Genomic DNA, 15,006 nt, shown 5'->3' with positions numbered 1-15,006 from the left:
CACAGGATGCGCGGGCTCGCCCAGAGTGAGTCAGCCAATCCCGTCCGATGCGGCTTTGTCACGTCCGTACGGCCGTTGCGCCTTGGGAGACCACGAAACCGTTTCAGCACTGTGGTATTTCCCTTCATGAACGTTTTGAAAGGCCAGGACATCCTGGCGCTTGGCTTTATGACCTTCGCCCTGTTCGTCGGCGCGGGCAACATCATCTTCCCGCCCATCGTCGGCCTGCAGTCCGGACCGCACGTGTGGATGGCGGCACTGGGCTTCCTGATCACCGCGGTCGGTCTGCCGGTGATCACCGTCGTTGCGCTGGCCAAGGTCGGCGGGGCGATGGATACCCTCAGCCACCCGATCGGCCGCATCGCCGGCGGACTGCTGGCGGCCGCCTGTTACCTGTCGGTCGGGCCGCTGTTCGCCACCCCGCGTACCGCCACCGTCTCCTTCGAAGTGGGCCTGGCGCCGCTGACCGGGGAGGGCGCACTGCCGCTGTTCCTCTACAGCCTGGTGTACTTCCTGGTGGTGCTGGTGATCTCGCTGTATCCGGGCAAGCTGCTCGATACCGTTGGCCGCTTCCTCGCGCCGCTGAAGATCATCGCCCTGGCCGCCCTCGGCATCGCCGCCTTCATGCTGCCGGCCGGCCCCATCGGCACCGCGGAGCCTGCCTACCAGACGGCCGCGTTCTCCCAGGGCTTCGTCAATGGCTACCTGACCATGGACACCCTCGGCGCCCTGGTCTTCGGTATCGTCATCGTCAACGCGATCCGCTCCCGTGGCGTGCAGTCGCCACGCCTGATCACCCGCTACGCCATCATCGCCGGCCTGATCGCCGGTGTCGGTCTGGCGCTGGTGTACATCAGCCTGTTCCGCCTGGGTGCCAGCAGTCATGACATCGCCGCCGGTGCCAGCAATGGCGCTGCCGTCCTGCATGCCTACGTGCAGCACACCTTCGGTTCGCTGGGCAGTACCTTCCTGGCCGTGCTGATCGCGCTGGCCTGCCTGGTCACCGCCGTGGGCCTGACCTGCGCCTGCGCCGAGTACTTCTGCCGCATCCTCCCGCTGTCCTACCGCAGCCTGGTGGTCATCCTCGCGGCGTTCTCGCTGCTGGTATCGAACCTGGGCCTGACCAAGCTCATCCAATTCTCGATCCCCGTGCTGACGGCCATCTACCCGCCGTGCATCGTGCTGGTGGCGCTCAGCTTCTGCGCCAGCCTGTGGCGTTCGCAGGCCCGCATCGTCGCCCCGGTGATGGTGATTTCCTTCGTCTTCGGCGTCATCGATGCTCTCAAGGGCGCCAAACTCGACGCCTGGATGCCGGGCTGGATGGAGCACTTGCCGCTGGCCGAGCAAGGCCTCGCCTGGCTGATCCCGTCGGTGGCCATGCTGGCCGCGATGGCGGTGCTCGACCGCCTGCTGGGCAAGCCCCAGGAAGCGATGGCCTGATACCCGCCGCGCCAACGAAAAAGGCCGCCCACAAGGCGGCCTTTTTCATTAACGGGATTTACCCGTCCGTGTCTTTCTCCGTGAATCTGGCGTCTATCCGCCGCGTATTCCTCCAAATCTTCGCGCAAGGACAAGCATGACCGACGTCGTCGATCTGTTCGATATCCAGTACCTGTGGAACCTGTTCGCCATCCTCTGGTTCCTCGTCTGCTGGTTCGGCTACACCCGCTATGCCAAGGTCAAGGCCCGCGATACCGCGTGCCTGGCCAGCGTGCTGCACCTCTACCGCCAGGACTGGATGCGTCGCCTGCTGCTGCGCGACAACCGCGTGGCCGACGCCAGTGTGATCGGAAACCTGGAGCGCAACGCCTCGTTCTTCGCCTCCAGCACACTGATCATCCTCGCCGGCATCCTGACCCTGCTGGGCTCCGCCGAACGCACCATCTCGGTACTGGCCGACCTGCCGTTCGTGGCGCCGCCGACCCGTGGCCTGTCGGAGCTCAAGTTGCTGTGCCTGGCGGTGGTTTTCGTCTATGCCTTCTTCACCTTCAGCTGGTGCATGCGGCAATACAATTTCGCCGCGGTGCTGGTGGCTTCCGCGCCGATGGTGGGAGAGCGCAGCGTGGGCGAGCAGGAGCGCAAGTTGTACGCCGAACGCGCAGCGCGCGTGGTATCCCTGGCGGCGCACCAGTTCAACCAGGGCCTGCGTACCTATTATTTCGGCCTGGCGATGCTCGCCTGGTTCATCAACCCGCTGATCTTCATGGTGGTGACCGCCGGGGTGGTGGGGGTGCTGTACCAGCGCGAGTTCCATTCCCGCGTGCTGCATGTGATGGTCTATACCCCGACGCAGCAGGGGGACGCCCCGCGCGAAGACGATATCCCGGCCTGAGCAAACGCCGGATGCGACAAGGCCCGCAAATGCGGGCCTTGTGCTGTGCAGCGGAAAAAGCGGCTTACTGCTGCTTCTGCTCTTCGCCTGCGGGCTGCTGCGGTGCGGTGGCCGGGGCTGCCGGTGCAGCCGGGGCAGCTTCGGGTGCCGGCGGAGTCGTCGGCGCCGGAGTAGCCGGCTGCTCAGTGGCGGCGGGGGCGGCCGGAGCTTTCGGCTCTTCTTTCTTGCCGCAGGCGGCAAGGCCCAGACCGGCGATCAGCATCAGAGCGAGGGGAAGGGTTTTTTTCATGTGGAGCCTCCATGTGCGGCTTTCCTGGTGATAGCCCTTGGAGCAAGCGCCCTTCGAATAAGTTCAATGAATATTCCTACAGCACTCTATTCCATCACTGTAGGTGTGGCTGGGGGCGGGGTATGATGCGGGCCCGTGCAGTCATTCGGTCGTCCACTCCATGAGTGAAACCCCCATCCTTGAGCGTGCCCAGCGCTTTCTTTCGGCCTTGCCCCACTGCCGTTTGCTGGGTATCAGCGCCCATGCCGCCGACGCTTCCGGCCTGACGCTGCGCCTGCCGTACAGCGAGGCCATCGTTGGCAATCCTGAGACCGGCGTCATTCACGGCGGCGCGATCACCACGCTGATGGACACCACCTGTGGCATCTCCACCCTCTGCGTGCTGCCGCAATTCGAGATCTGCCCGACCCTGGACCTGCGCATCGACTACATGCACCCGGCCGAGCCCGGCAAGGATGTGTTCGGCTTCGCCGAGTGCTACCGCGTCACCCCGAATATCATCTTCACCCGCGGCATCGCCTACCAGGATGATCCCTCCGAGCCCATCGCCCACGTAGTGGGTACCTTCATGCGCATGGGCAAGGCGGTTTCCGCCGGCGATGTGAAACGCAGTGTCGACGGGGAGGCCTCCGCATGAGCGCGCCGAGCATCGAGCAACTGGTGCGTGAAGCCCACGAGAGCAAGGACTACGATGGGCTGATCGAGTCGATCCCCTACGCCAGGCTGATCGGCATCCGCTGCCTGCGCCTGGGTGACGAGGCGACCTTCCACCTGCCGGCCAATCCCGCCAACATCGGCAATCCGACCCTGCCGGCGTTGCACGGCGGTGTCATCGCCGGCTTCATGGAGAATGCCGCGCTGCTGCACCTGCTGATGTTCATGGGCATTCCGCACATGCCCAAGATCATCGACTTCTCCATCGACTACCTGCGCGCCGGCCACTTCCGCGATACCTACGCGCAATGCCAGGTCTGGCGACAGGGGCGGCGGGTGGCCAACGTGGCGATCACCGCCTGGCAGACCACCCGTGCCGAGCCCATTGCCACCGCGCGGGCCCACTTCAAGGTCGATGGCGCCTGAATGGATACCCTGCTGATCCTGCTCGGCCTGTTGCTGATTCTCGCGGGTTACGTCTGGCTGGTCATGCAGGCTTTCAGCCGCAGCCTGTTCTGGGGGCTCGCCAGCCTGGTGCCACCGTTGGCGCTGCTGTTCGTGTTGCGCCACTGGACGCAGGCGCGGCGTGCCATGGTACTCGGCGGTCTGGGGTGCATCCCGCTGGTGGTTGGCCTGGCGTTGCTGGCGGCCCACGACAGCGCGCGCCTGGAGGCTATTCTGCGCCTCGACTGGCTGCGACCAGAGCCGGCCGCCAAGCCGGAGCTGGCAATCCAGCTTCGCGGTGAGCTGAACGGCAAGCCGTTCGCGCCTGAGCAGGCCGACCTGATCGACGGGGTACTGAGCCTGCGGGAAGGGCAGGACTTCTATGCGCACCGTGAAGTGAGGGTTCGCCTGCCCGCGACGGTCGGAGGCCCCTTGCGGCTGGATGTGCTGCCCAACGACTCCGGCACCTTGCCGGAAGTCGAAATCAGCTGGCTGGTCCCCGGCCAGGATTTGCCCGAGGCTGTTCGATTGGCACGGGGCTACAGCTTGCACCTGGATCTGGCGCCGGAGGCACCCAACCGCATGGTCGGCGCCTTCCACCTGGTGCTCCCCGCGCAGATGCGCACGACCCTGAGCGGGAAGGTCGAGCTGTACACCAATCACCTGCGGTATCGCGATGGGCAGGTGGACACCCGTGTCGACTCCCAGGACACCCTGGCCTATGTCGTGCGCGACTACCTGCAGCGGCGCTTTGCTCGGCGTGACATCGATCTGGCCCAGTTGCCCCGGCTGGACACCCGGAAGCCGGCGCCGGATGTGCCGATCAGCTTCAGCGTTGGAGGCGAGGCGCAGACCCTGTCGCTCACCCTGGCCAAGACCGAGACCCGGGGTTGGCAGGTCAAGGGCGACAAGTATCCGCGCCTGGTCGATGCGCCGGCGCCGGCCCCGGCGCGACCGTCGACACAAGCTGTCGAACCGACGGCCGGTCAGCCACATTCGGCGCCGGAGACCGGCGTGGTTGCGTTGCAGCGCCTGCAGGCTGCGCCCGAGCGTTTCGCCAACCGCAGCATGCGTGTCCAGACCGAGCAGGGACGTACGGCCGAAGGGGTTTTCGTCGGCCTGGATGCCGACGGGCGCCTGGTCATTCGCCACAGCCTGAGCGGAGCGGGGGAGGCGAGCTACGTCCTGCGTCCCAGCGAAGTGGTCCGCATCGAATTGCTCGTACGTTGAGTCTTCGGGGCAAACCCTTGAATTAGTTCAGGAAGCCCCCATCTCGCTGACATCGGCCGCAAGACGCGGCATTTGTCATCCTCGGAGCGAGAAACAATGAGCGTGGAGACTCAAAAAGAAACACTGGGCTTCCAGACCGAAGTGAAGCAGCTGCTTCACCTGATGATCCATTCCCTGTATTCGAACAAGGAAATCTTCCTTCGCGAACTGATTTCCAATGCCTCCGACGCCGCTGACAAGCTGCGCTTCGAGGCCCTGGCCAAGCCCGAGCTGCTCGAAGGCGGCGCCGAACTGAAGATTCGCGTCAGCTTCGACAAGGACGCCAAGACCGTTACCCTCGAGGACAACGGCATTGGCATGAGCCGCGAGGAAGTGATCGCGCACCTGGGCACCATCGCCAAGTCCGGCACTGCCGACTTCCTGAAGAACCTCTCGGGCGACCAGAAGAAGGATTCGCACCTGATCGGCCAGTTCGGCGTGGGCTTCTACAGTGCCTTCATCGTTGCCGACAAGGTTGACGTGTTCACCCGCCGCGCTGGCGCACCGGCCAGCGAAGGCGTGCACTGGTCGTCGAAAGGCGAGGGCGACTTCGAGGTTGCCACCGTCGAGAAAGCCGGCCGTGGCACCCGCATCGTCCTGCACCTGAAGGACGGCGAAGACGAGTTCGCCGACGGTTGGCGCCTGCGCAACATCGTCAAGAAGTACTCCGACCACATCGCCCTGCCCATCGAGCTGCCCCAGGAGCATCATGGTGAGGAGCAGCCGGCGGAAGCCGAGTGGGAAGTGGTCAACCGTGCCAGCGCCCTGTGGACTCGTCCGCGCACCGAGGTGAAGGATGAGGAATACCAGGAGTTCTACAAGCACATCGCCCATGACTTCGAGAACCCGCAGTCCTGGAGCCACAACAAGGTCGAGGGCAAGCTCGAGTACACCTCGCTGCTTTACGTCCCGGCCCGCGCGCCGTTCGACCTGTACCACCGCGAAGCCCCGCGCGGCCTGAAGCTGTACGTGCAGCGCGTGTTCATCATGGATCAGGCCGACCAGTTCCTGCCGTTGTACCTGCGCTTCATCAAGGGCGTGGTGGACTCCAACGATCTGTCGCTGAACGTCTCCCGCGAGATCCTGCAGTCCGGCCCGATCGTCGACTCGATGAAGTCGGCGCTGACCAAGCGTTCCCTGGACATGCTGGAGAAGCTGGCGAGCAACGACGCCGAAGCCTACAAGGGCTTCTGGAAGAACTTCGGCCAGGTGCTGAAGGAAGGTCCGGCCGAAGACTTCGCCAACAAGGACAAGATCGCCGGCCTGCTGCGCTTCTCCTCCATCAGCGACGAGAGTGGCGAGCAGAGCGTTTCCCTGGCCGACTACATCGGCCGGATGAAGGAAGGCCAGGACAAGATCTACTACCTCACCGGAGAGAGCTACGCGCAGGTGAAGAACAGCCCGCACCTGGAAGTCTTCCGCAAGAAAGGCATCGAAGTGCTGCTGCTCACCGACCGCATTGACGAGTGGCTGATGAGCTACCTGCCGGAGTTCGACGGCAAGCAGTTCGTCGACGTCGCCCGTGGCGACCTGGACCTGGGCAGCCTGGATTCCGACGAGGACAAGAAGGCCCAGGACGAAGTCGCCAAGGCCAAAGAGGGCCTGACCGAGCGCCTGAAGACCGCGCTGGGCGAAGAAGTCGCCGAAGTACGCGTGTCCCACCGCCTGACCGACTCGCCGGCGATCCTCGCCATCGGCGAACAGGACCTGGGCCTGCAGATGCGCCAGATCCTGGAAGCCAGCGGGCAGAAGGTGCCGGATTCCAAGCCGATCTTCGAATTCAACCCGGCGCACCCGCTGATCGAGAAGCTGGACGCCGAGCCCGACGAAGACCGCTTCGGCGAGCTGGCCCACATCCTCTTCGACCAGGCCGCACTGGCCGCGGGGGACAGCCTGAAAGACCCGGCGGCCTACGTTCGCCGGCTCAACAAGCTGCTGGTGGAACTCTCCGCCTGATCGAAACAAAGCCCGCTTCGGCGGGCTTTGTGCTTTTCTGTACCCGCCACTCTTTATCGTTACTCATCTCAAGAAAGGGGATACCCCAATGAGTCAGATCAGCGTGCAACCCGTCGCCTATAGCGTCGACGGCCAGCCTTTCGAAGGTCAGCTGGTGTTCGATGCCGCGAGTCAGGTTTCGCGTCCGGGCCTGCTGATGGCGCCGAACTGGATGGGTGTCAGCCAGGGGGCGCTGGACATCGCGCGCAAGGTTGCCGAGCGCGGCTACGTGGTGCTGGTCGCCGACCTCTACGGCAAGGACGTACGGCCCAACGGTGCGGAGCAGGCCGGCGCCGCGATGATGCCGCTGAAGAACGACCGCGTGCTGCTGCGCAAGCGCATGCAGGCTTCGCTCAAGGCGCTGCTGGAGCAGGCCGCGAAGGCCCCGCTGGATACCGCGAAGGTGGCGACCTTCGGCTTCTGCTTCGGCGGCTGCTGCGCCCTGGAATTGGCCCGCGACGGCGCGGCAGTGGCGGCGGCGGTGTCCTTCCACGGCACGCTGGATACGCCTGACCCGGCCGATGCCAGGAACATCAAGGGCACGGTGCTGGTCCTCGACGGCGCCATCGACCCGCTGGTGCCGCGCGAGCAGCTCGGTGCCTTCGCAAAAGAGATGACCGACGCCGGCGTCGACTGGGCGCTGACCAGCTACGGCGGCGCCGCGCATTCCTTCACCGATCCGCACGCCCAGGTGCCGGGCACCATGCAGTACGACGCCAAGGTCTCGCGCCGGGCCTTTGCCGCGATGTTCGATCTGCTGGGCGAGCGCTTCGGCGGCTGACGTCCCTCGGTGAGCGAAAACGCCGCGTCTCCATTGGAGGCGCGGCGTTTTTGTTTTGCTTCTCGTAGGAGCGTCTCAGGGCGCGCTGGCCGGGCGCTGCGCCACGGACTCATCGGCGCGGTAACCCTTGGCGCCGAACCAGGCGATGTACAGGTAGCAGAGCAGGGGAATGGCGAAGGAGTGCAGCAGACCGATGCGGTCGGCGAAGAAGGCCTGGATCAGCGGCATCACCGCGCCACCGACGATCGCCATGCAGAGCAGCCCCGAGCCCTTGCTGGTAAGGTTGCCCAGGCCCTCCAGGGCCAGGGAGAAGATGGTCGGGAACATGATCGAATTGAACAGGCCGATGAGGATCAGCGCCCACATCGCCACGTGCCCGCCAATGCCCAGGGCCACGGCGATCAGCAGGGTGTTGACCAGGGCATTGAAGGCCAGCATGCGATTGGCCGGAATGGCGCGCATCAGCATGCTGCCGATGAAGCGGCCGATCATCGCGCCACCCCAGTAGAACGACAGGTACCTGCCGGCATGCTCGGCGGGCATGCCGGCGATTTCCGGCTGCCCCATCAGGCTGACCAGGTAGCTGCCGATCGAGACCTCGGCACCCACGTAGGCGAAGATGCCGATCACGCCGTAGACCAGATGGCGGTGGGCGAACAGCGAATGCCGGCCGGCGGCGGCGCCGTCGCTGGGTTCGCCATGCTGGATCTTCGGCAGACGGAACAGGGCGATCAGCACGGCGATGGCGAACAGCAGGCCGGCAAGTACCAGGTAGGGCAGCTTCACCGAGTCCGCTTCGCTGGCGGCGGAGCTGCCGATCTGCGAGGCGGCGCCGGCGCCGATGGCGAGGATGGTCACCGAGCCCACCAGCGGGCCGACCGTGGTGCCCAGCGAATTGAAGGCCTGGGTCAGGTTGAGACGGCTGGCAGCTGTGGCCGCCGGGCCGAGTACGTTCACGTAGGGGTTGGCCGCGACCTGCAGCAGGGTGATGCCGGAGGCGAGGATGAACAGTGCGCCGAGGAAGAACGGATAGGACTGCGCGCTGGCCGCCGGGTAGAACAGCAGGCAACCGACCCCGGCGGTAGCCAGGCCGACGATGATCCCGCTCTTGTAGCCGACTTTCTCCACCAGCCGCCCGGAGGGGAAGGACATGACGAAGTAGGCGGTGAAGAAGCAGAACTGAATCAGCGAGGCTTCCACGTAGGACAGCGTGAACACCGCCTTGAGGTGCGGCACGAGGATGTCGTTCAGCGAGGTGATCAGGCCCCACATGAAGAACAGCAGGGTCAGTACCGTCAGGGCGCTGGTGTGGCGGTTGGCGTTCGGCTGGTCCATCGCGAATTCCTTGTGCGGGGAGGGGCCGCGCTCAGCGCGGCAGTTCGATGCGCTCCAGCTCGCCCGGCACCGTCGGCCAGTCGCGGGCGGACCAGCGGGCACGGGCACTGTCGATCAGCGCAGGGTCGCTGGAGACGAAGTTCCAATTCATCCGCCGTGGGCCATCCAGTGGCGCTCCGCCGATGATCATCGCGTGGCAATCGGTGCAGGCTGCGAGGGTGAAGGCGGTGCCTGCGGGCAGCACCAGCAGCGTGTGCAGCGGCAGCGGCTCATCGTCGAGCAGCGCTTCGCCCTCGATCAGGTACAGCGCGCGTTGCGGGTGCTCGTCGGGAATCGCGAGGGTGGCGCCGGCGCTGAGGGTCAGCTCGGCATACAGCGTCGGCGAGAGCACCGGGACGGGCGATTCGAGGCAGAAGCCTGTGCCGGCGATCATGCGGATGCGCACGCCCAGGGCGTCGCTTTCCGGCAGGCTGGCGGCGGGGTGGTGGCTGTAGCTGGGCTCGCAGCTTTCCTGTTCGCGCGGCAACGCCAGCCAGACCTGCAGCCCGTGCAGGCGCGAGCCATGGTGGCGCAGTGTCTCCGGCGTGCGCTCGACGTGGGCGACCCCGCGTCCGGCAGTCATCCAGCTGACGTCGCCGGCCTCCACGAGCTGGTCGGAGCCGAGGCTGTCCTTGTGCTGTACCTGGCCTTCGAACAGGTAGGTGAGGGTGGACAGGCCAATGTGCGGGTGCTGGCGGATGTCCATGCCGTGCTCGGGGGCGAAGGTGCTTTCGAGCATGTGGTCGAAGAACACGAAGGGACCGACGCTGCGGCATTGCGCGGACGGCAGTGGGCGGAGGATGGGGACGCCTTCGACATCTTCGGCGCGCGGGTGGATGGCTAGCAGGGTGTCGCTCATGGTGGTTTCCGACAGGTCTGATCTGGGCATGATAGACCCTGGCCGCTGGGCCGACCCGGTTCGCGTTGGCACTCTGCCTGTCATCAGCCTGTCACGCCGATGTCATAGCCTCGCGCGGTCCCCAACAAGGAGCGCGACATGTCCATTTCCCGCCTGCCAGCGGCCCTGGCCCTCACCCTGGCTTCCGCCTTCGCGTCCTCGGCCTTCGCCGAAGTGCGTGTCACCGGCCCGGTCGAGTACGGCGTCTTCGTCAGCAACTACAAGGATTACCAGCCGGGCGAGCACGTGCTGACCAGCAGCCAGGAGCAGCTCGAGTCGACGACTCGCGTACCGGCCAAGCTGGGCACCAAGTTCGGCCTGCGTTACCAGCTCAGCGGCAAGCAGCAGGGTGACGCGCCGCTGACCCTGCTGTATTTCACCCCGGGCGTGGTCACTCCGGACGGCCAGCGCCACGACAAGCTCGAGGTGGTGCAGAAGCTGGTAGTCGGGGCGCCGACCGACGTGATGGCCTACCAGTTCACCGAGAATCATGAGGTGGTGCAGGGGCAGTGGCGCTTCATGGTGTTCCAGGGCGATCGCCTGCTGGCGGAAAAGACCTTCACCGTCGAGTGAATCACGTTGTGTGAAAAAAGCCCGGCTATAGGTCGGCCCTGTTTTAATCCATCTATTTTTACAGAAATCTCTAATCCCTTTTGCCACGTGGCTATAAATCAGATTCACAGAGGATTAGCGTCCAGACTCGTTTGATTTTGCTTGACTCTATCCAGCTCAAAGTGGGGGAATAAGTGGGGGTATAAATCACTCCGCTACATCCCCCACAGGAGCCAAGCAATGGGAAAGCTGAACGCAAAGCTGGTCGATAACCTCGACAAGCCCGGCACATACGAGGACGGCGATGGCCTACGCCTGGTGGTGCAAGCCTCGGGCCGCAAATCCTGGGTGCTGCGGTTTCAGCTCACAGGTCGGCGCAGGGAAATGGGGCTCGGTGGCTTTCCCCAGGTCAGCCTCAAAGATGCGCGCCTCAAGACCGCCACCTATCGCCGCCAGCTTCTTGATGGCATTGATCCTCTCGCAGCCAGAGATGCTGAGCGCGAGGCCCTGCAAACCGCCCAGAAGAGCAGCAAGGAAAAGAACGCCACTTTTGAGGAGGTTGCCAGGGAGTATTTCGAAGCTCACAGCCCAGGCTGGTCGGCCAGTTGGGCGCGAGGTTGGATTCGTAAGCTAGAAATCCATGTGTTCAGCCGCATCGGAAAAGTCCCGGTAGCGAAAGTCGGAACCGATGAAGTACTCGCTGTCCTTCGCCCTATTTGGGCCACGAAGAACCGCACTGCTGATGAGGTGCGCTCGCAAATAGAACAGATCCTCGACGCTGCGAAAGCACGAGGCCGGCGTACGGGTGAAAACCCTGCTCGCTGGCGCGGTCATCTGGATAACCTGTTGAGCCGAGCCGACAAGAAAAAAGCCAGGAAGCAAACCAGCTTTGCCGCAATATCTTGGCAAGACGTTCCGAAGTTAATTCAGCAACTCCAAGCAATGAATACTCGTGACGCTCAAGCAATGCAGTTGTTAATCATGACTGGATCGCGCTCGCACATGGTCCGGCAAGCTCGGTGGGATGAGTTCGACTTTAAAGATCGTACCTGGTCCCTTTCCGCTGAACGAATGAAGGCCCGCGCTGCGTTTGTAATTCCGCTACCAGAACAGGTTATTGAGTTTCTGCGATCAATCCCGAAGGTTGATGAAAGTTCTTACTTATTTCCAGGTCAAGGCCGCTCCGGAGTAATGCACGCTGACGCCATGCGAAAGCTACTTCAAGAAGAGCTTCAATACGGCGGCGTTACTTGTCACGGCTTCCGCTCTACCTTCCGCGACTGGGCTGGAGAGTGCACAAACTACCCACGAGAAATATGCGAACTAGCCCTCGCACACGATGAGCGAGGGCAAACCGAGAGCGCCTACTCTCGATCCAATTTTCTGGAGAAACGTCGCGCTTTGATGACTGACTGGGCGGACTATCTAGCCAGTGGTAAATAATGATATCTCGGAGGCGCCTAGCGCCTCCGCATATCAATTCATCAAGATTCAATTTCGCGTAGAATTCGAAGCCGCTCCGCAATGTAGAGCCCCTTTTCCTCCTCCATCATGAGAAGCACTTCGAGCACCTTGGAACGCGACAGTTCATGCTTTTTGCAGAACTTATCTAGACGCCCTATTGCCTTTTTGCTCAGAGTGACATTTAGCTGATCCTTGCCTGTATCTGAATTCCTGCGAATATCCTGCCGCCATAACTTTCTGGCAGAGGCTATGCAGTGCTTTTTCTCAATATCGCTCATGTAGCACGCATCAAAAAACATCAGCATGCTTTGGTGATCTGTTGGCTCGTTACGCATGAATGTTCGAGTTAGCTGGTGCTTACGAAGCCAATCCCAGATATAGCCGCAGGCCTTTCTCTCGTCCCCTTCCTTGATCCAATCTAGCTGCTTGTCTTGTCGTAATTGCTCGTTCCACTCTCGGCGAAGTCCCTCTATAGAGAGGAATTTAGAAGATATATCCCAGCAATCAATCATCGCCAGGACGTGCTCCTTGCCAATAAAGCTTTGCGGAATCCTAAATCTCGCATTATTTGAGTATTGAATTATTTTTCGCTCCACCCACTCGTGCTGCCTTTTGCAGTCGCCTATCCACTCTAGGTCACTATCCGGAAGCAGGAGCTTTTTCTCTGCCTCAGCTATTTCGTAAGAGTTGATACCGGCTTGTTCGATAGTTTCCGCCATTACATCCCGCATGGTTCTCCTATCAACCACCGTCCCGTCATACCGAGCGACTCTAATTTGTGAAAGATAGAGCCACAGCCAGTTATCCCAACGGGCACTCCATGGCCTATCTCCAATTAGTTTTGACAACCTGTCTTCAATACAAAAAGAGGGGGAAGTATTCCGATTACTAACCATTAGGATATCCTAAAAAATGCCAGAAACTTCATGATGGAATCTAGAGTCGATTAAGCGGCAAAAACGAGCAGATTACGAGTCGGATCTGAAGGCTTCTAGAAGCGATCATGAATCCATTTTACTACGAAAACCCCAGAATCACTTGGCTTTGCTCTGCCGAAAGCATGCTTTAAGCCCTGTTTTCGGTCAAGCATCTGAAGCTGGCGCCATCCTCCAGCAGCCGACTCGCTGCTCCCGCCCCATCGACCACTGGGCTCCATCAGCCTCTGCCTATATGAGGCAAGAGGCTGCCTATGCGGTAAATATCTACTGCCCCTCCCAATCCTTTGGACAAACCAAAGGAATCGTCGCCATGAAACTGCTTCGCCAAAAGAAAGTCCTTGAGATGACCGGCCTCAAGCGCTCGTCGCTGTATAACTACATCGCACTAGGCTTATTCCCTCGCCCCGTAGCACTCGGTCGCCGTGCAGTAGCCTGGGTGGAAAGTGAGATCATCGAATGGATCGAGTCGCGCATTAGGGAGCGTGATGAGCGGGTGGCTACTAGTCGCTACTAGCGGAGCCTGGACATACGACATAAAGGCCGCCCTAAGGCGGCCTGATATGCCAGATGGAAAATGATATTTATCCGGAATAGATACTTGATACTTTTCCCCAGTATCTCCCCAGTCATTGCTGGGAGTGTGCACGACAATTCAGTCTGGACAGGCCAGCTTGAGTCTCGGTATTAGTATTATATTTTCCACTCATATCACCTAGACACTCACCTCATCCATACACTCATCTCCACCTATATATTCCTCTCATTCAGATACCTATCTCTATCTAGATAATTAGCCCCTGTCTATATCCTTCAGATAACCTTCTATCTAACCTTACCCAGTAACACATATTCTCCAAGAGAGTGCTCATTGCTCATGTGATGAGTATTGCTGACTGCATGTGCCATGCATGACGAATGGACACCAAGAAAATAACGAATGCATCCTGGTGATGCATTCATCTAGAGATGAGTAATTAGCTTTCCCAATCTAGCCAGCCACAGAAGCACTCTCTCACAGACTACAGTCCATTATTGCTGGATGGTCATTGGCTTCTGAGTAACCATCATTAGTAGTGAATAGGCAACTGAGCATCAATCCGCACACTACGCAGTCCTTTGACTGCTCATCGTAAATAAGTACTGAGCCGCACAAGAGTATGCGAGCAGAGTCAGTGCTCGCCTTCACCGTCTAAACAATCACTTCCATGTACAGCATGCGCAACAGAGCGCAGGCGCTGTATCGTCATCGAGCATCTAAATCATGCAGTCCATTCGACTACCTAAAAGACATCCCCAGAACACCAATCTGCACTTTCACTACGATAAGCATTTCAATGGACTGCCTGTCATGCATCAGCACGCCCCATTGATTCGAGAATACCTGCAGGCGCTGCAGCGTATTACTGAGCGATCATTGGCGGATCATCGTGAAGTATTTGCTGTACGGTTCGACCTGCGATTTCCTGATGTAGAGTTCACGCCGTGGCACTGGATGACCAATGAAGTCGTCAGTCGCTTCGTTGAATACTTGGAAGACCGCATCCAGGCTGCTCGTAAGAAGGCCGCTATAGGCAATGCCAAGGCCCACAAGACAACAGTGCGCTGGATGTGGGTGAAGGAATACGGCGATGAGAGCGGGCAGATGAAGCCGCATTACCACTGCCTATTGCTGCTCAACCGAGATGCGTTTAATGCGCTGGGGAAGTTCGAGCTAGGTAGGGATAACCTTTACAGCCGTCTGGTGAGCGCCTGGGCGAGTGCTCTGGGAGTGGAGGGCTGGCAAGCCATGGGGCTGGTGCAGATCCCGGAGAATGCCTGCTACAGCATCACGGCAGAGGGCTACTCGGCGTACTTCTATCGCATGAGCTACCTCTGCAAGGCCAGGAGCAAGATCTACGGCGATGGGCAGCATGCCTGCGGGTACAGCAGAGCGTAGGCCTTGGGATGACAGGTGCCGAGCGCCCACACTCATTAGGATACCCCACGAGGCTGCCATCGCATTGGTTCTCGCCCCAT

At 61.2% G+C, this 15,006-nt stretch carries 15 protein-coding genes; 11 read left to right on the top strand and 4 right to left on the bottom strand.

Annotation, left to right across the window (positions count from 1 at the left end):
- Positions 1-126: 126 nt before the first annotated feature.
- Both brnQ and GA645_RS16945 read left to right on the top strand, forming a co-directional pair.
- Complete coding sequence (gene brnQ / locus GA645_RS16950; RefSeq protein WP_152224162.1) at positions 127-1,440, top strand: branched-chain amino acid transport system II carrier protein; 1,314 nt, start codon at positions 127-129, stop codon at positions 1,438-1,440.
- A gap of 136 nt (positions 1,441-1,576) precedes the next feature.
- Complete coding sequence (locus tag GA645_RS16945; protein ID WP_152224161.1) at positions 1,577-2,332, top strand: DUF599 domain-containing protein; 756 nt, start codon at positions 1,577-1,579, stop codon at positions 2,330-2,332.
- Positions 2,333-2,396: 64 nt separating this feature from the next.
- Here GA645_RS16945 and GA645_RS16940 read toward each other — a convergent pair whose 3' ends face one another.
- Positions 2,397-2,621, bottom strand: a complete 225-nt coding sequence (locus GA645_RS16940) for a hypothetical protein (protein ID WP_152224160.1) — start codon at positions 2,619-2,621, stop codon at positions 2,397-2,399.
- 160 nt (positions 2,622-2,781) lie between these two features.
- Here GA645_RS16940 and GA645_RS16935 point away from each other — a divergent pair, with 160 nt between their 5' ends.
- From GA645_RS16935 to GA645_RS16915, 5 genes are all read left to right on the top strand, one after another.
- On the top strand, positions 2,782-3,258 hold the full coding sequence (locus tag GA645_RS16935) for a PaaI family thioesterase (RefSeq protein ID WP_152224159.1): 477 nt from the start codon (positions 2,782-2,784) through the stop codon (positions 3,256-3,258).
- Positions 3,255-3,701 carry a PaaI family thioesterase gene (locus GA645_RS16930; RefSeq protein ID WP_152224158.1) on the top strand — a complete coding sequence of 149 codons (447 nt, stop codon included), beginning with the start codon at positions 3,255-3,257 and terminating at the stop codon, positions 3,699-3,701. The genes GA645_RS16935 and GA645_RS16930 overlap by 4 nt, the downstream gene beginning before the upstream one ends.
- Positions 3,702-4,949 (top strand): MFS transporter, encoded by a 1,248-nt coding sequence (locus GA645_RS16925; protein ID WP_152224157.1) that lies wholly within the window; start codon positions 3,702-3,704, stop codon positions 4,947-4,949.
- A 96-nt stretch (positions 4,950-5,045) separates the two neighbouring features.
- Positions 5,046-6,944 carry a molecular chaperone HtpG gene (htpG, locus tag GA645_RS16920; RefSeq protein ID WP_152224156.1) on the top strand — a complete coding sequence of 633 codons (1,899 nt, stop codon included), beginning with the start codon at positions 5,046-5,048 and terminating at the stop codon, positions 6,942-6,944.
- 88 nt (positions 6,945-7,032) lie between these two features.
- Positions 7,033-7,764 carry a dienelactone hydrolase family protein gene (locus tag GA645_RS16915; RefSeq protein WP_152224155.1) on the top strand — a complete coding sequence of 244 codons (732 nt, stop codon included), beginning with the start codon at positions 7,033-7,035 and terminating at the stop codon, positions 7,762-7,764.
- A gap of 75 nt (positions 7,765-7,839) precedes the next feature.
- Here GA645_RS16915 and GA645_RS16910 read toward each other — a convergent pair whose 3' ends face one another.
- Both GA645_RS16910 and GA645_RS16905 read right to left on the bottom strand, forming a co-directional pair.
- A complete protein-coding gene (locus tag GA645_RS16910) occupies positions 7,840-9,099 on the bottom strand; it encodes a sugar MFS transporter (RefSeq protein WP_152224154.1) in 1,260 nt (419 codons plus the stop codon).
- Between the two features lie 31 nt (positions 9,100-9,130).
- Positions 9,131-9,997, bottom strand: a complete 867-nt coding sequence (locus GA645_RS16905) for a pirin family protein (protein ID WP_152228161.1) — start codon at positions 9,995-9,997, stop codon at positions 9,131-9,133.
- A gap of 138 nt (positions 9,998-10,135) precedes the next feature.
- Here GA645_RS16905 and GA645_RS16900 point away from each other — a divergent pair, with 138 nt between their 5' ends.
- Both GA645_RS16900 and GA645_RS16895 read left to right on the top strand, forming a co-directional pair.
- Positions 10,136-10,609, top strand: coding sequence for a DUF3859 domain-containing protein (locus GA645_RS16900; RefSeq protein ID WP_152224153.1), 474 nt, complete (start codon positions 10,136-10,138; stop codon positions 10,607-10,609).
- A gap of 219 nt (positions 10,610-10,828) precedes the next feature.
- Entirely contained in the window at positions 10,829-12,031 is a 1,203-nt protein-coding gene (locus GA645_RS16895; RefSeq protein WP_152224152.1) for a site-specific integrase, read from the top strand.
- A gap of 41 nt (positions 12,032-12,072) precedes the next feature.
- Here the strand turns inward: GA645_RS16895 and GA645_RS16890 are convergent, their stop codons facing one another.
- Positions 12,073-12,783: a hypothetical protein gene (locus GA645_RS16890; protein ID WP_152224151.1), complete on the bottom strand. Its 711-nt coding sequence runs from the start codon at positions 12,781-12,783 to the stop codon at positions 12,073-12,075.
- 517 nt (positions 12,784-13,300) lie between these two features.
- On the opposite strand from GA645_RS16890, the gene GA645_RS16885 reads away from it, so the two are divergent.
- Entirely contained in the window at positions 13,301-13,504 is a 204-nt protein-coding gene (locus GA645_RS16885; RefSeq protein ID WP_152224150.1) for an AlpA family transcriptional regulator, read from the top strand.
- Positions 13,505-14,338: 834 nt separating this feature from the next.
- On the top strand, positions 14,339-14,926 hold the full coding sequence (locus GA645_RS16880; protein ID WP_178119567.1) for an inovirus Gp2 family protein: 588 nt from the start codon (positions 14,339-14,341) through the stop codon (positions 14,924-14,926).
- Positions 14,927-15,006 lie beyond the last annotated feature (80 nt).

The organism is Pseudomonas sp. SCB32 (assembly GCF_009189165.1).
Lineage (GTDB): Bacteria > Pseudomonadota > Gammaproteobacteria > Pseudomonadales > Pseudomonadaceae > Pseudomonas.
This window is presented reverse-complemented; position numbering and strand designations above follow the sequence as displayed.